The sequence below is a fragment of the Citrobacter werkmanii genome (assembly GCF_008693645.1).
GTDB lineage: Bacteria > Pseudomonadota > Gammaproteobacteria > Enterobacterales > Enterobacteriaceae > Citrobacter > Citrobacter werkmanii.
The window spans coordinates 2,989,005-3,014,099 of the sequence record NZ_CP044101.1 but is presented as its reverse complement, the minus strand read 5'-3'; the positions used below and the strand labels follow the sequence as shown (position 1 = coordinate 3,014,099).

Sequence of the window (25,095 nt, the reverse complement as noted above, 5' to 3'; positions counted from 1 at the left end):
CATGGAAACGAAAAAAAAGAATATTGAGTATATCCCTGAGTTTCACAAATCATTTCGCCATCCGCGCTACTGGGGCGCCTGGCTTGGCGTGGCGGCGATAGCCGGGATTGCGTTAACGCCAGCATCATTCCGCGATCCTATTTTGGCAAAGCTCGGACGGCTCGCCGGAAGACTGGGAAAAAGCTCGCGTCGCAGAGCATTGATCAATTTGTCTCTCTGCTTTCCTGAGCGTAGTGAAGCTGAGCGCGAGGCCATTGTCGATGAAATGTTCGCGACCGCGCCTCAGGCGATGGTCATGATGGCGGAACTGGCGATACGCGGCCCGGAGAAAATTCAGAGTCGGGTTGACTGGCAAGGCCTGGATATCATCGAAGAGATGCGTCGCAACGATGAAAAGGTGATTTTTCTCGTTCCTCATGGCTGGGGGGTGGACATCCCGGCGATGTTGATGGCTTCCCAGGGGCAGAAAATGGCGGCGATGTTCCACAACCAGGGAAACCCGGTATTCGATTACGTCTGGAACACGGTGCGCCGTCGTTTCGGTGGCCGCCTGCATGCGCGTAACGATGGTATCAAACCGTTTATTCAGTCTGTACGTCAGGGATATTGGGGATACTATTTGCCGGATCAGGACCATGGTCCTGAACACAGCGAGTTTGTGGACTTTTTTGCGACCTATAAAGCAACGTTACCGGCGATTGGCCGTCTGATGAAGGTGTGCCATGCGCGCGTGGTGCCTCTGTTCCCGGTATATGATGGTAAAACGCACCGCCTGACGATCCAGGTACGTCCTCCGATGGATGACATCCTGACGGCGGATGATCACACAATTGCCAGACGAATGAACGAAGAGGTGGAAATTTTTGTTGCCCCACACCTTGAGCAATACACCTGGATTTTAAAACTGCTTAAGACGCGTAAACCGGGTGAAATTGAGCCTTATAAACGCAAAGATCTCTATCCGAAGAAATAAAAAAAGGCCTCTCATGTGAGAGGCCTTTTTACATCAGACGGTAGTTACTCGACGGTCAGAATACGCGTGGTATTGGTTGAGCCAATGGTGCTCATGACATCGCCCTGGGTCACAATCACCAGGTCGCCGGAAACCAGATAACCTTTATCGCGCAGGAGGTTCACCGCTTCATTGGCGGCAACCACGCCATCAGTTTCGCTGTCAAAGTGAACCGGGGTGACGCCGCGATACAGAGAGGTCAGATTCAGCGTACGTTCATGACGAGACATAGCGAAAATCGGCAGGCCAGAACTGATACGAGAGGTCATCAGCGCGGTACGACCAGACTCAGTCATCGCGATGATAGCGGTTACCCCTTTCAGGTGGTTAGCGGCATACATCGCTGACATAGCAATTGCTTCTTCGACGTTGTCAAACTGCACGTCAAGACGGTGTTTGGAGACATTGATGCTCGGGATCTTCTCGGCACCCAGGCATACGCGAGCCATTGCCGCGACGGTTTCTGCCGGGTACTGGCCTGCTGCCGTTTCTGCAGAGAGCATAACGGCATCGGTACCGTCCAGAACGGCGTTAGCCACGTCCATCACTTCCGCACGGGTCGGCATTGGGTTGGTAATCATCGACTCCATCATCTGTGTGGCGGTAATGACCGCACGGTTCAGCTGACGTGCGCGACGAATCAACGCTTTTTGAATACCTACCAGCTCAGGATCGCCGATTTCAACGCCCAGGTCGCCACGCGCGACCATCACCACGTCGGAAGCCAGAATGATGTCATCCATCGCATTCTGGTCGCAGACAGCTTCCGCACGTTCTACCTTGGCGACGATTTTCGCATCGCAACCTGCGTCGCGCGCCAGACGACGGGCATAGTTCAGGTCTTCGCCGCAGCGCGGGAAGGAGACGGCCAGATAATCAACGCTGATTTGCGCTGCAGTGACGATGTCAGCTTTATCTTTTTCGGTCAGGGCTTCAGCAGAAAGACCGCCGCCCAGTTTGTTGATGCCCTTATTATTGGACAGCGGGCCGCCGACGGTGACTTCGGTGAAGACTTTCATTCCCTGGACTTCCAGCACCTTAAGCTGTACGCGACCGTCATCAAGTAGCAGGATATCGCCTGGCACGACGTCAGCAGGCAGACCTTTATAATCGATCCCGACTTTTTCTTTGTCGCCTTCGCCTTTGCCAAGGTTGGCGTCTAACAGGAACTTGTCGCCAACATTAAGAAAAACTTTACCTTCTTTAAAGGTTGATACGCGGATTTTAGGTCCCTGCAGGTCACCCAAAATAGCTACATGGCGTCCCAGTTTTGCGGCAATTTCACGGACCTTATCCGCCCGCATTTTGTGATCTTCTGGAGAGCCGTGCGAAAAGTTCATACGTACGACGTTCGCACCCGCAGCGATAATTTTTTCGAGGTTGTTATCGCGATCAGTTGCTGGGCCTAACGTGGTAACGATTTTGGTTCTGCGAAGCCTTCTGGACATGTAATACTCCGTTGACTGAAACAACTAGGTGTTGCGTGAACATTAATCCGGTCGTTCTCAAACATTGACGGTAAATGAACGACCCGGATGATAAAAGGGTAGAACATTGTTATTGCTTTTAGCGATCATCACTCTTGATGAGTAATTCTTTATCAAAACGCGATTCCTTGAGTGCTTCCTTGACACGCTTCAAGTTATCTCTAAATTTTGCCCCGCGGCGCAAAGTAAATCCTGTAGCCAGCACATCTATCACGGTCAGTTGAGCAAGTCGAGAGACCATGGGCATATAAATGTCAGTATCTTCCGGTATGTCGAGGGTAATGGCCAGCGTGGCTTCGCGCGCCAGCGGCGTGCCGGGAGAGGTCAAGGCGATAACCATCGCGTCGTTTTCCCTCGCCAACTGCGCCAGTTCAACCAGAGTTTTGGTTCTTCCGGTATGCGAAATCAGCACAATAACGTCGTCGTCGCTACAATTCATGCAACCCATACGTTGCAGTACAATATCGTCGGAATAGATCACCGGTACGTTAAAACGAAAAAATTTGTTCATCGCGTCGTGTGCTACCGCGGCGGAAGACCCAAGGCCAAAAAAGGCAATTTTCTTCGCCTGGGTTAACAAATCCACCGCCCTGTTTACCGCGGTGTTATCCAGAGACTGGCGAACGTGGTCAAGACTTGCCATCGCCGACTCGAAGATTTTTCCCGTGTAAGATTCTACGCTGTCATCCTCATCCACATTACGATTAACATAAGGGGTGCCATTTGCCAGACTTTGCGCCAGATGAAGTTTAAAATCAGGAAAGCCGCGCGTATCCATACTGCGACAGAAGCGGTTCACCGTCGGCTCGCTGACGTTGGCTTCCAGCGCAAGCGCAGCGATGCTTGAATGGATTGCCTGGTCGGGTGAGGCAAGAATAATGTCAGCGACTTTACGCTCTGATTTGCTCAACTGTTCCAGTTTTAACTGGATTTTTTCCAGCATATTCATGATGTAGGTCGACTCATGGCTCATGGGAAAAAACGATTTCAGCGATACGGGGAAATCGGGGGATACATTTGCTAGATATTACCCCTGCCACGGAAGGAACGGGGCAAAATGGACAGAATAGTTGTTGTTTTTTTTCATTACATGATCGAAGTCTGGTTTTGTTACTTCTTCATGACTACGAAAAAAAGCGACTTTTTTATCCATTTTGCAGAGGTAAACGCCAATCAAACGCCTGTTTGCGGTAACAGCACGGCTGGATAAGCGTTTACGGTTTCCGGATTCACGTAAAAGCAGTACAGTGCACTGTAATAAAATTACAACCAGTTTCTGGCAAAAGCACCAGACACTTAATTGAGGAGAATGACATGGCGGTAACGCAAACAGCCCAGGCATGTGACCTGGTCATTTTCGGCGCGAAGGGCGACCTGGCGCGGCGGAAATTGCTGCCTTCCCTGTATCAACTGGAAAAGGCCGGCCAGATTAACCCGGAAACCCGTATCATCGGGGTAGGGCGTGCCGACTGGGACAAAGCAGCCTATACCAAGGTTGTGCGCGAAGCGCTCGAAACCTTCATGAAAGAAAAAATTGATGAAGGTTTGTGGGAGACCCTCAGCGGCCGTCTGGAGTTTTGTAATCTGGATGTCAATGATACCGCAGCATTTAGCCGTCTGGGTGAAATGCTGGATCAGAAATCACGGACTACGATTAACTATTTCGCGATGCCGCCAAGCACCTTTGGCGCGATCTGCAAAGGTTTGGGTGAAGCAAAGCTGAATGCTAAACCTGCCCGCGTCGTGATGGAAAAACCGTTGGGAACGTCACTGGCAACATCGCGCGAGATCAATGATCAGGTCGGTGAATATTTCGAAGAGTGTCAGGTTTATCGTATCGACCACTATCTCGGTAAAGAGACGGTGCTGAACCTGCTGGCTCTGCGTTTTGCCAACTCCCTGTTTGTAAACAACTGGGATAACCGCACGATCGATCACGTTGAAATTACCGTCGCGGAAGAAGTGGGTATTGAAGGTCGCTGGGGCTATTTTGACCAGGCCGGTCAAATGCGCGACATGATCCAAAACCACCTGCTGCAGATCTTGTGCATGATCGCGATGTCTCCGCCGTCGGACCTGAGCGCTGACAGCATTCGTGATGAAAAAGTGAAGGTACTGAAATCACTACGCCGTATCGACCGCTCAAACGTGCGTGAAAAGACGGTTCGCGGTCAGTACACCGCGGGTTTTGCCCAGGGCAAAAAAGTTCCAGGATATCTGGAAGAAGAGGGCGCGAACAAAAGCAGCAATACGGAAACGTTTGTGGCGATCCGTGTGGATATCGATAACTGGCGTTGGGCGGGCGTTCCGTTCTATCTGCGTACCGGCAAGCGTTTACCGACGAAATGCTCTGAAGTCGTCGTCTATTTCAAAACGCCTGAGCTGAATCTGTTCCGGGAATCCTGGCAGGATCTGCCGCAGAACAAGCTGACTATTCGTTTGCAGCCTGATGAAGGTGTTGATATCCAGGTGCTGAACAAAGTGCCGGGTCTGGATCACAAGCATAACCTGCAAATCACCAAGCTTGATCTGAGTTATTCCGAAACCTTTAACCAGACGCATCTGGCCGACGCCTATGAGCGACTGCTGCTTGAAACGATGCGCGGTATTCAGGCGCTGTTTGTGCGTCGTGATGAAGTTGAGGAGGCCTGGAAGTGGGTCGACTCAATTACCGAAGCATGGGCGATGGACAACGATGCGCCGAAACCGTATCAGGCAGGGACCTGGGGACCGGTTGCCTCTGTGGCAATGATCACCCGAGATGGTCGTTCCTGGAACGAATTCGAGTAAAAGATCGCCTTACCCATAGGGGGTATTTTACCGGTAACATGATCTAACACAGATTGCAGAATAATTTTTGCACTTTTAAGCCTCGCGTGGATTCACCCGCGGGGCTTTTTTTATTACACTGCCTGAAACGATTTTGCCCCTGAGCTACGGCAAACAAGCGATTCAGCACTTTTTAACACGACTGATAAGCATTGTTAACCCTACCGCTCTGACAGATAAATTTTAGGAGCCTCTATGAATCCGAATTTGTTACGCGTAACACAACGTATCGTCGAACGTTCTCGCCATACACGTTCCACCTACCTCGCCCGTATTGAACAAGCTAAATCGACCACCGTTCATCGTTCGCAACTGGCATGCGGTAACCTGGCGCATGGCTTTGCCGCGTGTCAACCGGACGACAAAGCATCGCTGAAAAGCATGCTGCGTAACAATATCGCGATCATTACCTCCTACAACGACATGCTTTCTGCGCATCAGCCATATGAACATTATCCGGCTATCATTCGCCAGGCGCTGCATGAAGCCAATGCGGTAGGTCAGGTTGCCGGTGGTGTGCCGGCCATGTGTGACGGTGTTACCCAGGGACAGGATGGGATGGAGCTTTCGCTGCTGAGTCGTGAAGTGATTGCGATGTCAGCGGCTGTAGGTCTCTCTCACAATATGTTCGATGGCGCGTTGTTCCTCGGCGTGTGCGATAAAATTGTCCCTGGCCTGGTGATGGCGGCGCTGTCATTCGGTCATCTGCCGTCAATCTTCATTCCTTCCGGGCCGATGGCGAGCGGCCTGGCGAACAAAGAAAAAGTGCGTATTCGTCAACTCTATGCGGAAGGCAAAGTTGATCGCATGGCGCTGCTCGAGTCCGAGGCGGCGTCTTACCACGCACCGGGTACCTGTACGTTCTACGGTACGGCGAATACCAACCAGATGGTCGTTGAGTTCATGGGGATGCAACTGCCAGGCTCCTCATTCGTCCATCCGGATGCGCCGCTGCGTGAAGCGTTGACCGCTGCTGCCGCCCGTCAGGTTACGCGTCTTACCGGGAACGGCAATGAATGGATGCCGATCGGTAAAATGATCGATGAAAAAGTGGTGGTGAACGGAATTGTGGCGCTGCTGGCGACCGGGGGCTCAACTAACCACACGATGCATCTGGTGGCCATGGCGCGCGCGGCCGGGATTCTGATTAACTGGGATGACTTCTCCGATCTGTCCGATATCGTGCCGCTGATGGCGCGTTTGTACCCGAACGGTCCGGCGGATATTAACCATTTCCAGGCGGCGGGCGGCGTACCGGTGCTAATGCGTGAGCTGCTGAATGCGGGTCTGCTGCATGAAGATGTGAATACCGTTGCCGGATTCGGTTTATCGCGTTACACCATGGAGCCGTGGCTTAACAACGGTGAACTGGACTGGCGCGAAGGGGCGGCGAAATCACTGGACAGCAACGTGATTGCCACCTTTGACCAACCTTTCTCCCACCACGGCGGCACTAAAGTGCTGAGCGGTAACCTCGGGCGCGCAGTGATGAAAACGTCGGCGGTACCGGTTGAAAATCAGGTTATTGAAGCGCCGGCAGTCGTTTTTGAAAGTCAGCACGATGTGTTACCGGCGTTCGATGCCGGTCTGCTTGACCGCGATTGCGTAGTTGTTGTGCGTCATCAGGGACCAAAAGCGAACGGAATGCCAGAATTACATAAACTCATGCCGCCACTTGGTGTATTATTGGACCGTTGTTTCAAAATTGCGTTAGTTACCGATGGACGACTTTCAGGTGCTTCAGGTAAAGTGCCTTCAGCAATCCATGTAACCCCAGAAGCCTATGATGGCGGTCTGCTGGCAAAAGTACGTGATGGCGACATCATTCGTGTGAATGGACAGACAGGTGAATTGACGCTGCTGGTTGACGAAGAAGAACTTGCTTCACGTCAGCCTCACATTCCAGACCTCAGCGCATCGCGCGTGGGGACCGGACGTGAAATGTTCAGCGCGTTGCGTGAGAAGCTGTCCGGAGCGGAGCAGGGCGCAACCTGTATCACTTTTTAAGACTTATTTTGTAATCAGGCGAGAGAAAACTCTGATGAAAAACTGGAAGACAAGTGCAGAAGCAATCCTGACCACTGGCCCGGTTGTACCGGTTATTGTGGTTAATAAACTGGAACATGCGGTGCCGATGGCAAAAGCGCTGGTTGCAGGTGGCGTGCGCGTTCTGGAAGTGACCTTACGTACTGCATGTGCGATGGATGCCATTCGCGCGATCGCGAAAGAAGTTCCGGACGCCATCGTCGGCGCAGGTACTGTACTGAATCCGCAACAACTGGCTGAAGTCACCGAAGCCGGTGCGCAGTTTGCTATCAGCCCGGGTCTGACCGAGCCGCTGTTAAAAGCTGCAACGGAAGGGACTATTCCGCTGATCCCTGGCATCAGCACGGTTTCTGAACTGATGCTGGGTATGGACTACGGATTGAAAGAGTTCAAATTCTTCCCGGCGGAAGCGAACGGCGGTACTAAAGCGCTGCAGGCGATTGCGGGCCCGTTCTCTCAGGTACGTTTCTGCCCGACCGGTGGTATCTCTCCGGCGAATTACCGTGACTACCTCGCGCTGAAAAGCGTGCTGTGCATCGGTGGTTCCTGGCTGGTTCCGGCAGATGCGCTGGAAGCTGGCGATTACGAACGCATTACCAAACTGGCTCGTGAAGCAGTAGAAGGCGCGAAGCAGTAAGCCGTTAATGTGTAAACCGTAGGCCGGATGCGGCATCAACGCCTTATCCGGCCTACGGGGCTGGTTTTTTATCCTGTAACTTTCACCTGTGCGGCGGCGTGTTTCGCGCGTTCAACCGCGTCTTCAATGGTTTGCGCTGTAGCCAGTACCACGCCTAAACGACGGCTCCCGTCGATCTCCGGCTTACCAAAGAATCGTACTTGCAGGCCAGCGCCCACGGCGGCCTGTACGTTATCAAACGTCACATTCTGGCTGCTAAGTTGCGGCAGAATAACGGCGGAAGCGGAAGGCCCATACTGACGGATTGCGCCAACGGGCAGACCGAGAAATGCGCGGACGTGCAGGGCAAATTCAGACAGGTCCTGCGAAATTAAGGTCACCATCCCGGTGTCGTGCGGGCGAGGGGAGACTTCGCTAAAAATGACCTCATCACCGCAGACAAACAGCTCCACGCCAAACAGACCGTAGCCGCCTAACGCCAGCACGACTTTACGGGCAATCTCCTGCGCGCGCGCCAGCGCCAGGTCGCTCATCTGCTGAGGCTGCCAGGATTCACGATAATCGCCATCTTCCTGACGATGCCCTACCGGCGCGCAAAAGTGTACGCCATCAACGGCGCTAACGGTAAGCAGGGTAATTTCAAAATCAAAATCTACCACGCCTTCGACGATAACGCGCCCGGCGCCTGCCCGGCCTCCCTGTTGAGCATAGTTCCAGGCTTCGGTGAGCCGATCGGCTGAACGAATAAAGCTTTGCCCCTTACCTGAGGAACTCATTACTGGCTTCACGATGCAAGGAAAGCCTATTTCGGCGACGGCCTCGCGAAAGCGAGTTTCGCTCTCTGCAAAGCGAAAAGAAGAGGTTGGTAAAGACAGCTCCTCTGCGGCGAGGCGACGGATCCCTTCGCGGTTCATGGTCAGTTGGGTCGCTCGCGCGCACGGCACAACGTGTTGCCCTTCCTGTTCCAGCTTTACCAGCATATCCGTGGCAATCGCTTCTATTTCCGGCACGATATAATGTGGTTTTTCACGCGCGACAACCTCGCGTAACGCTTCGCCATCCAGCATGTTGATAACGTATGAGCGATGGGCAACGTGCATGGCTGGCGCGTCGGGGTAACGATCCACGGCAATGACTTCCACACCCAGGCGTTGGCATTCGATCGCCACTTCTTTACCCAGTTCACCTGAACCTAATAACATCACTCGCGTTGCTGCGGGACGCAGCGCTGTGCCTAATAACGTCATAAATTAATCCCCTGTTTTATCTGGGCGCAGTATATACGAAAACGTTTGCGTCTGTCTTTATTACCAGGTTGATTTTGGGGCGCAAAAAGAATATACTGTACATAAATACAGGTAATTTAAGAGGCTGCAAAAATGGCGGTTGAAGTTAAATACGTAGTCATTCGGGAAGGTGAGGAAAAAATGTCGTTTACCAGCAAAAAGGAAGCCGATGCGTATGACAAAATGCTTGATACAGCGGATTTGCTCGACACATGGCTGGAGCAGTCACCGGTAGCGCTTGAAGACGAGCAGCGTGAAGCGCTTTCCCTGTGGCTGGCTGAGCAAAAAGATGTGCTGAGCGCCATCCTGAAAAACGGCAAGCTGCCGTCTCCGCAGGCCGTTAAAAATGACGCGCACGCTGAGGATGATACCCAGGCTGCCTGAAACGACTTGCGCTCCTGACGTTTTGTACCATGCTTTTCCCTGAATCATTGTGCAATCCCTGACGTCCTTTCGCATTGCTACATGCAACCGGAAAGACGAAGGGGAGATAAAGGAGAAAAAAATGTATAAAAAAAGAGCGTTATTAAGCCTGCTGTTGTTATCTGCCAGCGTATCTGTTTTTGCGGCAAATATGGAAAGCAAAAATGTTCAGTTTCCAAAATGCGAAGGGCTGAATGCTGATGGTATTGCGGCGAGCGTGAAACGTGATTATCAACAAAATCGCATCGCGCGCTGGGCTGACGATCAAAAGCGTGTTGGGCAAGCCGATCCTGTCGCCTGGGTTAATACCCCCGATATTACGGGCAAAGATGGCAAATGGTCGGTCCCGCTGACGGTTCGCGGAAAAAGCGCGGATATTCACTATCAGGTAAAAGTCGACTGCCAGGCCGGAACGGCGGAGTATCAACCGCAGTAATGAGCGTATTTGCACATCTTTTGATGAGCTGAACACTTCCTGACATCCCCTCGGGTACGCTTTGACGATTATTCGTCTGTACTTGAGGGGCAAAATGGCTAACTGGCTGAACCAACTACAATCTCTTCTTGGGCAAAAAGGATCCTCCGCATCATCTTCCGGCGAGCAAGGGCTGAGTAAACTTCTGGTCCCTGGCGCGTTAGGCGGTCTGGCGGGATTACTGGTTGCCAACAAATCCTCACGTAAGTTACTGAGCAAATACGGCACCAGCGCGCTTCTGGTGGGTGGTGGTGCGGTTGCCGGAACCGTGCTGTGGAACAAATACAAAGATAAAGTTCGCGCCGCGCATCAGGATGAGCCGCAGTTCGGCGTACAAAGCTCGCCGCTGGATGAGCGAACTGAACGCCTGATCCTGGCGCTGGTTTTTGCGGCTAAAAGCGATGGTCATATTGATGCCAAAGAGCGTACCGCCATTGAACAGCAGCTTCGTGACGCGGGTGTTGAGGAGCAAGGCCGCGTTCTGATTGAGCGGGCTATCGAACAACCGCTGGATCCTCAGCGCTTGGCGCAAGGGATCCGCAACGAAGAAGAGGCGCTGGAAATTTACTTCCTGAGCTGTGCGGCGATTGATATCGACCACTTTATGGAGCGCAGCTATCTGAATGCTCTGGGTGATGCGTTGAAGATCCCACAGGATGTTCGTGACGGCATTGAACAGGATCTCAAGGCGCAAAAACAGGCTTTACCGGGTTAATTACTTATCGCTAAGGCGCATGTTTCGCTTGCATCATCGCTGTCTTTTGCCACCCTTATAGGATGTTTAAGCAAAAGAACAATGACATGCTACCAAAAGCTTCTCGTATTCCTCACGCCATGACGCAGCATGGCGATACACGTGTTGATAATTATTACTGGTTGCGAGACGACACCCGCTCGCAGCCGGACGTGCTCGAATACCTGCAACAGGAAAATGCGTATGGCCATCAGGTTATGGCTTCGCAGCAGGCTTTGCAGGACCGCGTTCTGAAAGAAATTATCGACCGTATTCCCCCACAGGATGCGTCCGCTCCCTATGTGAAAAATGGTTATCGTTACCGGCATATTTATGAACCGGGATGTGAATATGCCATTTATCAGCGCCAGTCGGTTCTCAGCGAAGAGTGGGATGAATGGGATACTCTGCTGGACGGCAACCAACGCGCAGCCCACAGTGAATTTTATACGCTGGGAGGGCTGGCGATATCACCCGATAACAGCATTATGGCGCTGGCCGAAGATTACCTCTCCCGGCGGCAATATGGCGTTCGCTTCCGCAATCTGGAAAGCGGCAACTGGTATCCGGAAGTACTGGATAACGTTGAAGCGGATCTGGTCTGGGCGAATGATTCCCAGACCTTCTATTACGTTCGCAAACACGCCACGACGTTACTGCCGTACCAGGTCTGGCGGCATACCGTCGGATCTCCCTCGTCACTGGACGAATTGGTGTACGAAGAAGCCGATGACATGTTTTATGTCAGTCTGCATAAAACCACCTCGTTACATTATGTGGTGATCCATATCGCCAGCGCGACGACCAGTGAGGTTCTGCTGTTGGATGCAGAACTGGCCGACGCCGAACCGTTGCTTTTTTTAGCGCGGCGTAAAGACCACGAGTACAGCCTCGATCACTATCAGCACAAGTTTTATCTGCGCTCTAATCGTGAAGGTAAAAACTTTGGTCTGTACCGCACGCGCGTACGCAATGAACAAGCGTGGGAGGTGCTGATCCCGCCGCGCGAAAACGTCATGCTGGAGGGGTTTACCCTGTTTACCGACTGGCTGGTGGTGGAAGAACGCCAGCAGGGTTTAACCAGTCTGCGTCAGATCAATCGCAAAACGCGCGAAGTGATCGGTATCGCCTTTGACGATCCGGCGTATGTGACCTGGCTTGCCTATAACCCGGAACCGGAGACATCGCGACTGCGCTATGGCTATTCCTCCATGACCACGCCGGACACGTTGTTTGAACTGGATATGGACACCGGGGAGCGTCGCGTGCTTAAGCAGACGGAGGTCCCCGGATTTGATGCGGCGAATTACCGCAGCGAACATGTCTGGATCACCGCGCGCGATGGTACCGAGGTTCCGGTCTCACTGGTTTATCATCAAAAGTATTTCCTGAAAGGGAAAAACCCATTACTGGTTTACGGCTATGGTTCGTATGGCGCCAGTATGGATGCTGATTTCAGTAGCAGCCGTTTAAGCTTATTGGATCGCGGCTTTGTTTATGCCATTGCCCATGTGCGTGGCGGCGGTGAGTTGGGTCAGCAATGGTACGAAGACGGTAAGTTTCTGCACAAGAAAAATACCTTTAATGATTACCTCGACGTCTGCGATGCGCTGCTAAAAATGGGCTATGGCGCGCCATCGTTATGTTACGGCATGGGGGGAAGCGCCGGCGGAATGTTAATGGGTGTCGCCATCAACGAGCGCCCGGACTTGTTCCATGGCGTGATTGCCCAGGTGCCGTTTGTCGATGTGGTGACCACGATGCTGGATGACTCAATTCCATTGACCACCGGTGAATTTGAGGAATGGGGTAATCCGCAGGATCCGCAGTACTATGCGTATATGAAAAGCTACAGCCCCTATGACAACGTCACCGCGCAGGATTATCCGCATTTACTGGTCACGACGGGATTACACGACTCCCAGGTGCAATACTGGGAACCGGCAAAGTGGGTGGCAAAATTGCGTGAGCTGAAAACGGACGATCGCTTGCTGTTACTGTGCACGGATATGGATTCCGGGCACGGCGGTAAGTCCGGGCGTTTTAAATCTTACGAAGGCGTGGCCCTGGAGTACGCGTTTTTGATTGGGCTGGCACAGGGAACGCTGTCTGGGCAAGCTTCAGATCAGATGTTATCCAGATAGTGCTTCAGCGTTAATCGCAGCTCCGGGCTCATACTGTCGAGGTTATTAAATAACCAACGCAGATAGCCCGGATCGCGTTCTGCCACCTCTGATACCGGTTTTCCACGGTACTTACCAAATGTGAAAGTAGTGAGTAATGCAGGGCGGCCGGTAATGTCGACCATCTGCTCTGCGGTCCAGCCTGAAGTCTGCATGATGTCGATCAGCAAAGCCGCAGTGATGTAGCAATCGTACAGAGCGCGGTGGTGATGCAGGCCTGCAGGCGTCTGAACGTTCAGCTTACGTGATTTGTACAGCGCCATATTGCTGTATTTGATTCCTGGCCACAATCGACGGGAGAGCTTCATGGTGCAGATCCACTCTCCGGGCATCTCTGGCAATACGCGGCGGTCGAAACTTGCGTTGTGCGCCACATACCACTGGCTACCGTAATAGTGCGGAATGATATCTTCAATCCATGGCTTATCGGCTACCATCGCTTCAGTAATGCGATGAATAGCCATCGCCTGGGGGCTAATGGGGCGGTCAGGGCGCACCAGGTGGCTCATTGGGTTAACTATCTTTCCATCAACCACATCGACAGAAGCAATCTCAACAATGCCTCCCTGCAGACCACAGGTTTCTGTATCTATTATGCGCAACATGCCATGCTCCCGACCAAAACGACTAGCGTAATGGAATGATATCACCTTGCCAACCCCGTGGCGTGCGTTGACCGGTTAAGAGCAAAGAACCGCTGTCGGCGCGTACAATCAATCGACCTCGCTCGTCCCATAACGCGCTGCTCCCGCGTGCATTGGCCATTAATACCGCGATGGCAAATTTATGCGAGAAACTTTGTAGCTGAGATGCGGATGAGAGGAGTTCTGGCTCGCTGATGGACTGGCTACTGGTGAATAACGAAAAAGCAGGATCGATATCAATACCTTCTGGCTGACTATCCACAACGCTAATGGCATTGCGCTGTCTGGCAATACAGGCCCCGTGGCTCTGATGAAACGTTAATGGTGATGTCATCCAGGGAGAGAAAAGCGCAATGCCTTTCACAAAACGATTGTTATGCTCTACCGGCAATCCCGCGATAATTGTCATGCGGTAAGTCGCTGCGGCATGCGCCAGCGGTTCCAGCAACGCTTCATCAGGTGGCGCTGGGAGGGAGTCATTCTCATCAACGCAGCCCAACAAGGAGAGGGCGGGGAAGACCAGCAATTCACATTGGCATTGTGCGGCTGCCTGAATGAATTGCAGGTGATGGGCAACGTTTTCGGTCACTGACGCGTGAAGAGGTTCGTATTGTGCTGCTGCGATTTTCCAGTGTGACATAATGATTTCCTTTTCATAGTGTCTACAACCATCTTTAAAGTATAGATTAAGAATATACTTATACTGTAGCAGGCATCATGTAAGGAATCGTAACGTAATATAAGTTTTATTTAACTTTCGGCTCGTACGGTAAACGTGAAAGGGAGACGGATGCCAGGCGATGCGCGATGAGTCTTTCACGAAACCAGTCGCGTAAATGTTCGGGCTGTTCACGTTCAACCACTTCGGCAACGATCGGCATATTGTAGCGTTCTTTAAATGCGACACCCGCCGCGGCCAGGTCAACATTGACCTTATCCATTTCGGCTTGCTCAAGTTTGGCCAGATTGATGTTCATAGGCTGCTCCTTTTCTCTGTCTTCCGGCGCGCAAAGTTACTAAGAGTGCGCATTAATGGCAAGACAGAATTGATGATTCTCGACTCGATCATTGTAGAAGGTTATTCTCTATAGATTAGACATAACAAAAAGGAATAGTTGAAATGGCTTCATCTGCATCTTCGCTACGTAATACTCTCATCGTACTCGCCAGCCTCCTCGCAACACCCGCTGCATTGGCGCATGCTCACCTGACAAAACAAAGTCCGGCGGCGAATGCGGAAGTCACCGCTTCTCCCCAGGCGCTGACGCTGAATTTTTCTGAGGGCGTCGAACCTGCGTTCAGCGGCGCAACGCTGACAGGTCCACAAAAGGAATCAATCAAGACGGGCAAAGCGACCCGCAGCGATCAGGACAAAACGCAACTGATTATTCCGCTCGCTCAAACGCTGGAGGCCGGAAAATATACGGTTGACTGGCACGTTGTATCCGTGGATGGTCACAAGACAAAGGGACAATATACCTTTAGCGTGAAATAACCGATGCTGGCATTTACCTGGGTTGCCCTGCGATTTATTCATTTTACCGCGTTGATGCTGGTGTTTGGTTGTGCGCTTTACGGCGCATGGCTGGCTCCCGTTTCGGTTCGCCGTTTAATGATGCGTCGTTTTTTACGTCTGCAACGCCATGCCGCGACGTGGAGTTTTATCAGCGCGACGCTAATGCTGGCGATCCAGGGGGGCTTAATGGGCTCAGGATGGCGGGATGTCGTCTCTACAGACGTTTGGGGCGCCGTTCTGCAGACGCAATTTGGCGGCGTCTGGCTATGGCAGATTATCCTCGCGATGGTCACGTTGGTGGTGACCATCGTTGTGCCGCGCAGCATGTCGCGGCTGCTCTTGATGCTGACGATTGCTCAGTTTATTTTGCTGGCAGGTGTTGGACATGCAACGCTGCATACTGGCGTCGCTGGGGCTATCCAACAGGTTAACCATGCCTTACATCTGATATGTGCCGCCGCCTGGTTTGGCGGGTTGCTGCCCGTACTTTACTGTATGAGAATGGCGCAGGGCCGCTGGCGGGAACAAGCGATCGGAACCATGATGCGTTTCTCCCGCTATGGGCATCTCTTCGTGGCCGGGGTTTTACTTACCGGGATTATGAATGCCCTGTTTATTGTCGGTGTTTCCGGCTCCTGGCACATGGCTTATGGGCAACTGCTTTTGTTAAAAGGTGCCCTTGTCATGCTAATGGTAGCGATTGCCCTGGCGAATCGGTATGTTCTGGTACCACGCATGCAGCAGGATAATGGCTGTGTGACGCTCTATTTCATTTGGATGACAAAACTGGAATGGGGAATAGGGGCCGTTGTGCTGGCGATTGTCAGCCTGTTTGCAACCCTCGAACCTTTTTGATTGATGGACTGGCAAAACGCATGAAAAAAATCATTCTCTCTTTACTACTACTGGCAAGTTCAGGGGCCGCGCTGGCAGCGCCACAGGTCATCACCGTCAGCCGTTTTGAGGTTGGCAAAGATAAGTGGGCGTTTAATCGGGAAGAGGTGATGCTGACCTGCCGTGCAGGTCACGCGCTGTATGTCATCAATCCCAGCACGCTGGTGCAATATCCATTGAATGATGTTGCCAGAGAACAGGTTGCGAGCGGTAAAACCACGGCGAAGCCGATTGAGATTATCCAGATTGATGACCCGACGAAACCGGGTGAAAAAATGAGCCTGGCGCCGTTTGTTGAGCGTGCAGAAAAACTCTGTTAATTGTCAGATGTAGCGTTCTGATTTCCAATAAAAAAACCGCAGGATCTCACAGGAGAACTTGCGGTTTTTACATTTGGTCGTGTAACAGACTGCCTTTTTTTCCGGTCACTTTAGTCGCGGACTGGAAAACCTGGCGCTGTCATCTATTCTTAAATGGCAGGGTAACTTAGCCTGCATTAATGCCAACTTTTAGCGCACGGCTCTCTCCCAAGAGCCATTTCCCTGGACCGAATACAGGAATCGTATTCGGTCTCTTTTTATGCGGATTTCATTTCAATAAGTTAGAACGTCATGTCCAAAAATTTCCGAAATTTGTCCACATATCAGTATTTGGGATTGCTTCGTTATACCACACAGTTTTTAACATTCACAGTGTATTTGCAGAGAAAAAGAACAGGGCTGGGTGCTGTTTTTCCTCGTATCCAGGAGTGTGCATGACTTATGTGTCAGTGTTTTCAGTGGGTTCTTGTTCCCTCAGACGTTTGGACTCGCTTGTACCGATAGCGGTATACTTCTTCATCAATAGGTGAAGTTCTCACCACTGACTCGGGACTTAGACTCACAGTAAAGAGACAGAAGAAATGGATAAGTTTAAAGAATGGCTGGTGATGGAAATTGGTAATGCAGACGATCTCTCTTCCTCATTAAATCTCTACACTAATGTCTATCAGTTAATACCTGAATATAAATTTGTATTTTCGTCTCCTAAAGGTCCATATCCGGGCTTTCAAACTAACAAAAAGTTCGAAAACGGAGCATCTATTCGTTCTTTATTCAATGATGAAAACGTGTTCGTCATGGATCCTCAAACGATAGAAGAAATGTTTAGTGATAAACGCTGCTCTACTTTTAAAATAGACTACTCAATATCCCTTGATAGCCAGGCATTAAGTTATTTGCGGCCTTATATTAACGGAAAGGTCTCAGGTTTAGATGATGACATTGAAGAAATATTCAATTTTATTTCCCATAAAAATACTCAGGTAGATTCTGTACTGTATGAACTGGAGAATCTTAACAATTTAGATGTAAAAGAAAACCATCATAAAATATTTGATAAATTGTTAGGTTACGAGTTTATAAAGGATGTAGATTTCATCAAAACGGGAAATACCGGGAAATTGACATCAAAAATATCACAAAGTGAGCTTTTACTTAAAACTGACAGACATTTTAATTCTATGCTTGCTAAACACAAGGATTCTGAGTTCAGGCGTGCGCTACGAGATCGACATGATAGTATATATGCTTACCTTCTAATGATGAGTATCATCCAAATCAAATCACCCGCCAGGTCGCTAAAGAATAAACTTATCGATCTGTTAATTTTTGCACACAACAAAGTCGGTTTTCTGGCCACAAGAGAGCTGATTCTTGCAAGTGAGTTCTTTAAAAGAGGAACTCAATTTAGATTTTTTAACAAGATACATAAAAAATCAAAAAATATGTGGCCAGCTTTACATGGGATGGCATGGGACCTTACTCATTGCAGATATTTAGAACAAGCTATTACCTTCAATACCGGAAATGACCAACGGTATTTTTTCCCTGGAATTTTAAGCTGTGATAAAGGATTTATTGAAGCTATGGAGCTGACACCATTAAAGGCCGTTGCATTTAATACCCAGGGTGGGCCGCCACTGCTCTTTTACCATGATAATGACGTGAAAAAAATCACAGCAGACATACCTGAGGTTATTGATTTTTATATAAAAATAACAAGCAAACATAAAAGAGAAGAAAGAGCCAGCACGCGAAATGCACCCACTTATGACCTGCAATCTATTGTTACAGAACTGGAAGAAGAGCTGGAAGCTGTTGCCCAGGTGCCTGTTAGGCGGGCTGATCACATAGGGTCGTGACACCAGCATCGTTCGGAATTTTGCTGCTATGGTTTAATTAAGTGAAGGGTAATATTTGTATGCAGGAGGTCAAATGGGACAGCCTGACAATATCTACCAGCGGATCGCAGCAACAAACTGGCGACACGTCTGGGTCGTTGGGGATCTCCACGGTTGCTTCTCTTTATTGATGGCTAAACTGCGCCAGTGCCATTTTGATCCCTGGCAGGATCTGTTGGTTTCAGTGGGCGATGTTATCGACCGTGGCCCTGACAGTCTCCGTTGCCTGCGCCTGATGCGTAAAAGCTGGATTGTGGCAGTCAGGGGCAATCATGAGCAGATGGCGTTGGATGCACTGGCGACGGGGGAGCAACTGTCGTGGTTTATGAACGGCGGCGCGTGGTTTGCTCACGCGGATCAGCCCGCGGCGAGGTTAGCACTGGAAGCGTGCCGAAAGTTACCCTGGATTCTGGAACTACGCTGCCGGAGTGGTATACACGTTGTTGCTCATGCTGATTACCCGGATGATGATTACCAGTGGCAAAAAGAGGTCGATTTACAGCGGGTACTGTGGGATCGAGCGCGGTTGATGAACAATGGTAACGGCATACGCGGCGCGGATCACTTTTGGTTTGGACATACGCCGCTGCGGCATCGGTTGGATCGCGACAATCTGCACTATATTGATACCGGTGCGGTATTTGGCGGCGAATTAACGCTGGTGCAACTGCAATAATCAGAAATCACTGTATTCCTGGGCCGGACGCCAGAAGCTGTCGATATAATCGTCCGCAGGCAAACATCCGCCGTTACGAATGCGCTGATCGTCCATCGATACAAGGCATTGCTGCTCAGTTTTGTAGACATCAACCACGATATCTTCACAACCGCCGTCAAGGTAGCACACAAAAAGAACCAGCGTGAACATTCCATCCTCTAATGGTAAAGCCATACCTCTAGTGTAGAAGATGTTGATAGATGAGGGAAATTAGCCAGGAAATAACCCGTCTGGCGACGGGTTCTTTTTGAATCAGGCAAGGCGCATGATCCAGGCATCTGACTTACGATCGTAGTGCTCGCGAAACAGAACAGAATGTTCTCCATTCAGAAGGGCCGGGACGCTGGTGTCGGCATCCCAGGCGTCCAGTTGCATACATAAATCCGGATCGGACTTACATGGAATGGTTAACGTTCGGTCCCCCGGCGATTCGCCATGCAACTCGGCGTCGTCGATTTCAAAAGCGCCAATGCGCACACTGGTTTTCATCATCGTGCTCTCCGTTTATCTGCTGATTGTGGTACGACCAGTTAGGTCGTCCATTTTTCAGCGTAGTCAACGTTAGCAAAAGCGCCAGTCAAAACGTGCGTTATCCTGTAAAGAGTTTGCCATCCCGGACAAGCTCGCGTGGATAGCTATTCTTCAATCGCGATCCAATACGTTTTGCCAGGCCGATCGGCTGATGCTGGAACGTAACTAACACGTCGTCAGTTGCGGGTGAAGTTTGCGGGTAAACATCTCTACCGCGATACCACTCTTCCGCTTCGGAAAGGCTCAGTTCGAACGCATGGCTGTGGCCTGGATCGGCGAGGGCGATGACGGCTTCATGCTGCCAACGATACCCTTTGTTGTGGGTTTCAGCCAGTTTAACCCCGAGGCGGGAAAAACGAACTTTGCCAATCAGGGGTTCAATCTCTGTCGGAAATAACCAGATCTCTTTATCGCGCTGCCACAGGCGTAAATTGTCTGCCCATTGTAATCCGCAGGCGTTAGCGGCCTGAGCAACAAGCGCGGATTCACGTCCTTTCAGCGGGCTGAACGGGAAGTTGCCCACTTTATATTTCGGTGAGGGTAGCGCAGGAATGGCGGCCGTTTTGCGCAAACGCGCGACGAAGAATCCTTCACAATCGTAGATCTGCGGGAACACATGCAGGAATCCTTCCGGCGTCAGGGCGTGTTCAGCCTCCGGGAATAAATCGCCCAACGGTAAAAATTCAACGGCATCCGGGTAGGTTTCAATCAACCACTGCATAATGGCTTCGTTTTCGTCACGGTTCAGCGTACAGGTTGAATAAACCAATGTGCCGCCGGGACGCAGAGCGTGAAATGCGCTGTCGAGGAGCTCACGCTGGATTGCGGCAATTTCCAGATTACTTTCTATGGACCAGTTTTTCAGCGCATCGGGATCTTTACGTACCACGCCTTCGCCGGAACATGGAGCATCCAGCAATATGGCATCGAATGTTTCTGGTAATGCCGCGCCGAATACCCGCCCGTCAAAATGGGTCAGGGCGACATTGTTGATACCGCAACGGCTGATATTGGCATGCAGGACTTTGACGCGACTGGCGGAAAACTCATTCGCCAGAATCGCGCCCTGATTATTCATTTTGGCGGCAATTTGCGTGGTTTTGGAGCCGGGAGCTGCCGCGACATCCATTACGCGTTCCGGGGTATTGCCATCGGCAAACAGCGCGGCGACTGGCAACATTGAGCTGGCTTCCTGAATATAAAACAGGCCGCTTAAATGTTCTGCGGTGCTGCCGAGCGGCAGTGACGTTTCATCATCGCGTTCAATCCAGAAGCCTTCAGCACACCATGGAACAGGGGTGAGCGACCAGTTATATGGCGCTGTCAGAGTGAGGAAATCGGCAACAGAGATTTTCAGCGTATTGACGCGGATGCTACGGCGCAGCGGACGCTGGCAGGCAGCGAGAAAATCATCGAATGAGAGCGTGGAAGGCATTGCTTCACGCATTTGTGTCAGAAAGGCGTCGGGAAAATAAGCCACTTGGTACCACCGGCAAAAAAACAGGTGCGCAGTGTAGCATAAGTGCTCCGGCGCGAGTACGCCGGAGCAAAGGGAGATGTTATCGTGGCAGGGCGGTTCCCCATTCACGCCACTCTTTCGGTTCGCTTTCCTGCAACAGGAAGTGTTTACCAGCCTGTGCTTTCGGGGCCAGTGGCGTACCCGGCGGGGTTGCAAAGGCGATCCCACCGCGAATGAACTGATTAAAGGTACCGGTCTTCACGACGCCGCCGGTCAGGCCGAAGTCGAGACTGTAGCCGGATGCCAGCCAGAATACAGAGTTGTTACGCACCAGATGCTGATAGCGCTGGCTGATGCGCATAGCGATCATCACGCGATCGGAAAGGGAGCCGAGCGTCAACCCGGTGACGGTCCCGACTTCAATACCTCTGAACAGAACTGGCGTACCGATGTTTAATGAACCCGCTTCCGGTGCTTCCACCACAATACTCAGACCATCGAGGTAACGAGAGTCGGTGATAGTAGCTTCCTGCAGCTCAAAATCACGGCGCGGGTTACCGCGGCCAGGTTCAACGTTGATATACGGCTGTAAGATGGTATCTAAATGCTCCACGCCGGCTGCTGAGATTTGCGGGGTAATCACGGAGAAGCGTGTGCCGCTACGCGCAAAGGTCTGTACGTACTCCGGATACAGTACCGCTTTGGCCTGAACTTCGTTACGGGCAGTGATCAGCTCAAGCGTCTGGATCTGGCCAATATCGATTCCCAGGTAGCGAATCGGCATCCCGGCCGCCAGTTTACCGGCATCGAAGGCGTGCAGGGTTATCTGGCCGCCCACCGCACGCGCAGCGGTTTCTGACGCATACAGAATCCGCTTGTCGCCTTTGCGTTGGCTGGCGCTGGCGCCGCTCAGGTTATCGAAGCTTATTGCGCCTTTAATCGCTCGCGACAGGGGAGAAGCCTGAACGGTTAAACCGCTGCCGTTAAGCTGAACCTTGGCGCCGCCCTCGGCCCAGAACACACTGTTGCTGGTCAGCAGGTTGCGATATTCCGGTTTGATATGCAGATCGATATCAAACGCATCGGCGCGTGGACGAACACTAATCACTTCACCGACTTCGAATTTACGATATAAGACCACCGAACCGGCCTGCACATCGGGCAGCGTCTCGGCACTCAGGCTGACCGTGGTGGTTGGCAGATCGCTCAGGCTGTTCTCAATCGCTTTTTCCAGATTGGCATACAGCGGATAGCTTTTTTTCATTTCACCTTTTGTACCAGGCAAAATACGAATGCCGCCGCTGATCCACTCACTGGCGCTGGCACCAAGAAACTCCACGCCATCAAGCCCAACTTTGACATCGACCCGACTGTTGACCACAAACTTACTGTCGCCTTGCACCAGCGCGCGATGCTGCGGTTCGATGGCGACGGTAAACGAAACGCCTTTGCTGGAGAGCGTGCGATCAATCACCTGACCGACCTGTACGCCGTGAAGAATCAGCGGTTGGCCGGCATCAATCCCGTAACTTTCTGGCGCGGTCAGCGTCAGCGTCATGACGCCCGGATCGTGTAACAATGATTGCTCTGCAGGAATCACCGCAAACTGGTTACGCGGCTCGCCCTCGCCAGGTATCAGTTCGAATGTTTTGCCCGTCAGCAGCGAACTGAGATTCGCATCGCTTAATGATAATTTAGGGCTGTGTAATTCAATACGCGTGTTGTCGCGCAATAGCGTGACGACGCTGGGATCGACCGTCATCTCGCCGGTGACTTTCCCGCCCGGATTTAAATCCAGTTTGGTCAGTTGACCGACTTCTAATCCTTGATACATCAGCGAAGTTGAGCCTGCTTTCAGTCCGTCGCCGCTGGGTAAGTCGAGCTTAACGATCACGCCGCGCTGGCTGTGCGCGAGATCCTGATACAAACCAAACGTGTCGTCGGCAACGGCGGGTTGCGAATCTTCCGGTGAGTCAAAGGCAATGGCGCCATTTACCAGCGCAGCCAGACTCTCCAGTTTCACTTTGGCGCCGCTGAGGCTGACATCCGCGTCTACCCCTGATACGTTCCAGAAACGGCTGCCTTTTTTCACCAGATTGGTAAAGCGACGTTCAATCAGCACGTCGATGGTTACGCCCTGATTATTTGGATTAATGGTGTAGTCATAGACCCGACCTACCGGGATTTTGCGGAAATAAACCAGCGAGCCGCTATTAAGCGAACCGAGGTCGGGGGCCCGCAGGTGCAGCATCAAATCGCCATTGTTCAGACGGTATTTCGGCTGCGTATCAAGCGCGACGAAATGATCCTCTGGCTCGCCGGTTCCGGGCATCATGCCGATATAGTTGCCGCCAACTAACGCATCCAGGCCGGAAACCCCCGCCAGTGACGCTTTCGGCGTGACCAGCCAGAACTGGGTATCTTTGCGCAGTGCATCTTTCATATTTGATTTGATGCTGACGCGGACTTCAATTTTACGCAGGTCTTTGCTGAGGTTGATGTCCTGCACCGTGCCCACTTCGACGCCCTGATAGCGAACAGGGGTACGGCCAGGCACAATGCCGTCCGCCGACATAAAGTCAATGGTTACGGTATTACCGAGATCTTCATAGCTTCCCCAGATAAGCCATCCTGCAATCATCAATGCGATGAACGGCAGCAGCCAGAACGGGGAGATACGACGTTTTGTTTTAATCTGCGCTTCAGTCTGCGAAGCGGGCGTTTCCTGACTCATGTGCATCCCAAAGTAAGCGGCTGTCCAGCCATTCCACTGCAAGAATAGTCAATATTACCGCTGCGCCGAAATAAAACGCAGCCGGTCCCATAGTAAAAGCAAGTATCTGATCGCGATTAATCAGCGACATGGTTAAAGCGATAACAAAAAGATCCAGCATTGACCAGCGACCAATCCAGGTCACTATGCGCAGTAGTTTGATGCGGGTACGCAATCCTTGCTCACATTTAAAATGAATGCTGATGAGCAACGTAAACATCACAATCACTTTGGTGAATGGCACCAGAATACTGGCAATAAACACGATCGCCGCCACGCCGATATTACTGTTCGCCAGAGACAGTATGCCTGACATGATCGTGTCTTCCTGCCGGGAGCCATTGACATAAATAATCGAGATAGGCAGGAGGTTCGCAGGCAGCAGCAGGACAATCGAGGCCAGCAGAGCAGCCCAACATTTTTGAATACTTTGATTTCTGCGCCAGCGCAACGGTATGTGGCAACGAGGGCAGCGGCCGCGGGCGTCCGGATACCCTGTAAAGTGGCAACCAAGGCAAACGCGAAGCTTTTCATCGGGCCGACGAGCAGGCCTTTGTGGGTAAAAACGGTCCCAAAGCTGTTCTACGTTGAGGTGCGATAACGTCAAAATACTGAGGATCACCAGCGCAATAAAAGCAAACAGTCCCACCCCAGGTTGCAAATAAGCATAGTCCTGAACTTTAATTGACGCGACGCCGATACCCACAAGATAGATATCGAGCATCACCCACTCTTTGAGCCTTTCCAGCATCAGTAGCACCGGACGCAGGTTCATCCCGAGAATATTACCAAACCACAGATAAGCGATTGAGGTAACGAGAATAATCGGCGCGCCCGCAACGCAAAATAGCACGAAAGATGCGGTGAGTGGGTCACCCTGGCGGGTCATTTGCCAGATACCCTGCATCACATTGGCGTCAATGCGTACACCGAGCAAAAAAATATGTAACAGCGGCTCTCCCCAGGCGAAGGGCATCAGCAGCAACATGGTGACAGCCATTGCTGCCAGCCGCGTTAAGGACCAGTCGCGTCCGTCACGGATTTTTGCCTGACAGCGTGGGCAGAATGCGCTTTGGTGCGAGCGCATTTTAGGCAAGCTAAATATCAGGTCGCATTCAGGACAACGATGATAATGTGCACGCGGTAGTGCCTCGCCGATAGACCTGATGGCTATTTTTTTAGTTGGCGTGATGCGTGATGTCGTAAGGGCCATGTATCGCGTATCAAA

At 51.5% G+C, this 25,095-nt stretch carries 24 protein-coding genes; 13 read left to right on the top strand and 11 right to left on the bottom strand.

Annotation, left to right across the window (positions count from 1 at the left end):
- Window position 1 precedes the first annotated feature (1 nt).
- Window positions 2–973, top strand: coding sequence for a lauroyl-Kdo(2)-lipid IV(A) myristoyltransferase (lpxM, locus tag FOB24_RS15205; RefSeq protein WP_085048042.1), 972 nt, complete (start codon window positions 2–4; stop codon window positions 971–973).
- A gap of 44 nt (window positions 974–1,017) precedes the next feature.
- Here the strand turns inward: lpxM and pyk are convergent, their stop codons facing one another.
- Together pyk and FOB24_RS15195 are read right to left on the bottom strand one after the other, a co-directional pair.
- Window positions 1,018–2,460 carry a pyruvate kinase gene (gene pyk, locus FOB24_RS15200; protein ID WP_038641420.1) on the bottom strand — a complete coding sequence of 481 codons (1,443 nt, stop codon included), beginning with the start codon at window positions 2,458–2,460 and terminating at the stop codon, window positions 1,018–1,020.
- 118 nt (window positions 2,461–2,578) lie between these two features.
- On the bottom strand, window positions 2,579–3,448 hold the full coding sequence (locus FOB24_RS15195; protein ID WP_150345581.1) for a MurR/RpiR family transcriptional regulator: 870 nt from the start codon (window positions 3,446–3,448) through the stop codon (window positions 2,579–2,581).
- A gap of 365 nt (window positions 3,449–3,813) precedes the next feature.
- Here FOB24_RS15195 and zwf point away from each other — a divergent pair, with 365 nt between their 5' ends.
- The 3 genes from zwf to kdgA all read left to right on the top strand — a co-directional run bounded on the left by zwf (window position 3,814) and on the right by kdgA (window position 8,011).
- Window positions 3,814–5,289, top strand: a complete 1,476-nt coding sequence (gene zwf / locus FOB24_RS15190) for a glucose-6-phosphate dehydrogenase (protein WP_003034896.1) — start codon at window positions 3,814–3,816, stop codon at window positions 5,287–5,289.
- Between the two features lie 234 nt (window positions 5,290–5,523).
- Window positions 5,524–7,335, top strand: a complete 1,812-nt coding sequence (gene edd, locus FOB24_RS15185) for a phosphogluconate dehydratase (RefSeq protein WP_150345117.1) — start codon at window positions 5,524–5,526, stop codon at window positions 7,333–7,335.
- Window positions 7,336–7,369: 34 nt separating this feature from the next.
- Entirely contained in the window at window positions 7,370–8,011 is a 642-nt protein-coding gene (kdgA, locus tag FOB24_RS15180) for a bifunctional 4-hydroxy-2-oxoglutarate aldolase/2-dehydro-3-deoxy-phosphogluconate aldolase (protein ID WP_038641415.1), read from the top strand.
- A gap of 68 nt (window positions 8,012–8,079) precedes the next feature.
- On the opposite strand, the gene purT is transcribed toward kdgA, so the two are convergent.
- Window positions 8,080–9,258 (bottom strand): formate-dependent phosphoribosylglycinamide formyltransferase, encoded by a 1,179-nt coding sequence (purT, locus tag FOB24_RS15175; RefSeq protein WP_150345116.1) that lies wholly within the window; start codon window positions 9,256–9,258, stop codon window positions 8,080–8,082.
- A 132-nt stretch (window positions 9,259–9,390) separates the two neighbouring features.
- Here purT and yebG point away from each other — a divergent pair, with 132 nt between their 5' ends.
- The 4 genes from yebG (at window position 9,391) to ptrB (ending at window position 13,072) form a co-directional block, all read left to right on the top strand.
- Window positions 9,391–9,681 carry a DNA damage-inducible protein YebG gene (gene yebG, locus FOB24_RS15170; RefSeq protein WP_085048046.1) on the top strand — a complete coding sequence of 97 codons (291 nt, stop codon included), beginning with the start codon at window positions 9,391–9,393 and terminating at the stop codon, window positions 9,679–9,681.
- 121 nt (window positions 9,682–9,802) lie between these two features.
- Complete coding sequence (gene yebF / locus FOB24_RS15165) at window positions 9,803–10,156, top strand: protein YebF (RefSeq protein ID WP_038641408.1); 354 nt, start codon at window positions 9,803–9,805, stop codon at window positions 10,154–10,156.
- Between the two features lie 94 nt (window positions 10,157–10,250).
- On the top strand, window positions 10,251–10,910 hold the full coding sequence (locus FOB24_RS15160) for a tellurite resistance TerB family protein (protein WP_038641405.1): 660 nt from the start codon (window positions 10,251–10,253) through the stop codon (window positions 10,908–10,910).
- Window positions 10,911–10,996: 86 nt separating this feature from the next.
- Entirely contained in the window at window positions 10,997–13,072 is a 2,076-nt protein-coding gene (gene ptrB, locus FOB24_RS15155) for an oligopeptidase B (protein WP_190971837.1), read from the top strand.
- On the opposite strand, the gene exoX is transcribed toward ptrB, so the two are convergent.
- The 3 genes from exoX to FOB24_RS15140 all read right to left on the bottom strand — a co-directional run bounded on the left by exoX (window position 13,054) and on the right by FOB24_RS15140 (window position 14,732).
- Window positions 13,054–13,716 (bottom strand): exodeoxyribonuclease X, encoded by a 663-nt coding sequence (gene exoX / locus FOB24_RS15150; protein ID WP_150345114.1) that lies wholly within the window; start codon window positions 13,714–13,716, stop codon window positions 13,054–13,056. The two genes, ptrB and exoX, sit on opposite strands and share 19 nt — an antisense overlap.
- Window positions 13,717–13,738: 22 nt before the next feature.
- Window positions 13,739–14,395, bottom strand: a complete 657-nt coding sequence (locus FOB24_RS15145) for a carbon-nitrogen hydrolase family protein (protein ID WP_150345113.1) — start codon at window positions 14,393–14,395, stop codon at window positions 13,739–13,741.
- Window positions 14,396–14,501: 106 nt separating this feature from the next.
- Window positions 14,502–14,732, bottom strand: a complete 231-nt coding sequence (locus FOB24_RS15140) for a DNA polymerase III subunit theta (protein ID WP_038641397.1) — start codon at window positions 14,730–14,732, stop codon at window positions 14,502–14,504.
- A 143-nt stretch (window positions 14,733–14,875) separates the two neighbouring features.
- Here FOB24_RS15140 and yobA point away from each other — a divergent pair, with 143 nt between their 5' ends.
- The 5 genes from yobA to pphA all read left to right on the top strand — a co-directional run bounded on the left by yobA (window position 14,876) and on the right by pphA (window position 19,062).
- Window positions 14,876–15,250, top strand: coding sequence for a CopC domain-containing protein YobA (gene yobA, locus FOB24_RS15135; protein WP_038641395.1), 375 nt, complete (start codon window positions 14,876–14,878; stop codon window positions 15,248–15,250).
- Between the two features lie 3 nt (window positions 15,251–15,253).
- Entirely contained in the window at window positions 15,254–16,126 is an 873-nt protein-coding gene (gene copD, locus FOB24_RS15130; protein WP_069324700.1) for a copper homeostasis membrane protein CopD, read from the top strand.
- Window positions 16,127–16,146: 20 nt separating this feature from the next.
- The gene (locus tag FOB24_RS15125; RefSeq protein WP_038641391.1) at window positions 16,147–16,485 is read left to right on the top strand and encodes a YebY family protein; all 339 of its coding nucleotides are present in this window, start codon (window positions 16,147–16,149) and stop codon (window positions 16,483–16,485) included.
- A gap of 581 nt (window positions 16,486–17,066) precedes the next feature.
- Complete coding sequence (locus FOB24_RS15120; protein ID WP_085048049.1) at window positions 17,067–18,347, top strand: hypothetical protein; 1,281 nt, start codon at window positions 17,067–17,069, stop codon at window positions 18,345–18,347.
- A 73-nt stretch (window positions 18,348–18,420) separates the two neighbouring features.
- A complete protein-coding gene (gene pphA, locus FOB24_RS15115) occupies window positions 18,421–19,062 on the top strand; it encodes a protein-serine/threonine phosphatase (protein ID WP_087856062.1) in 642 nt (213 codons plus the stop codon).
- Here pphA and FOB24_RS15110 read toward each other — a convergent pair whose 3' ends face one another.
- The 5 genes from FOB24_RS15110 to yebS form a co-directional block, all read right to left on the bottom strand.
- Window positions 19,063–19,254, bottom strand: coding sequence for a YdfD/YebW family protein (locus FOB24_RS15110; RefSeq protein WP_032939629.1), 192 nt, complete (start codon window positions 19,252–19,254; stop codon window positions 19,063–19,065).
- A 102-nt stretch (window positions 19,255–19,356) separates the two neighbouring features.
- Window positions 19,357–19,593, bottom strand: coding sequence for a YebV family protein (locus FOB24_RS15105; protein ID WP_029139506.1), 237 nt, complete (start codon window positions 19,591–19,593; stop codon window positions 19,357–19,359).
- Between the two features lie 100 nt (window positions 19,594–19,693).
- Window positions 19,694–21,082 (bottom strand): 16S rRNA (cytosine(1407)-C(5))-methyltransferase RsmF, encoded by a 1,389-nt coding sequence (gene rsmF, locus FOB24_RS15100; RefSeq protein WP_263364682.1) that lies wholly within the window; start codon window positions 21,080–21,082, stop codon window positions 19,694–19,696.
- Window positions 21,083–21,194: 112 nt separating this feature from the next.
- On the bottom strand, window positions 21,195–23,828 hold the full coding sequence (locus tag FOB24_RS15095; RefSeq protein ID WP_150345111.1) for a PqiB family protein: 2,634 nt from the start codon (window positions 23,826–23,828) through the stop codon (window positions 21,195–21,197).
- Complete coding sequence (gene yebS / locus FOB24_RS15090) at window positions 23,797–25,080, bottom strand: membrane integrity lipid transport subunit YebS (RefSeq protein ID WP_038641303.1); 1,284 nt, start codon at window positions 25,078–25,080, stop codon at window positions 23,797–23,799. The genes FOB24_RS15095 and yebS overlap by 32 nt, the downstream gene beginning before the upstream one ends.
- Window positions 25,081–25,095 lie beyond the last annotated feature (15 nt).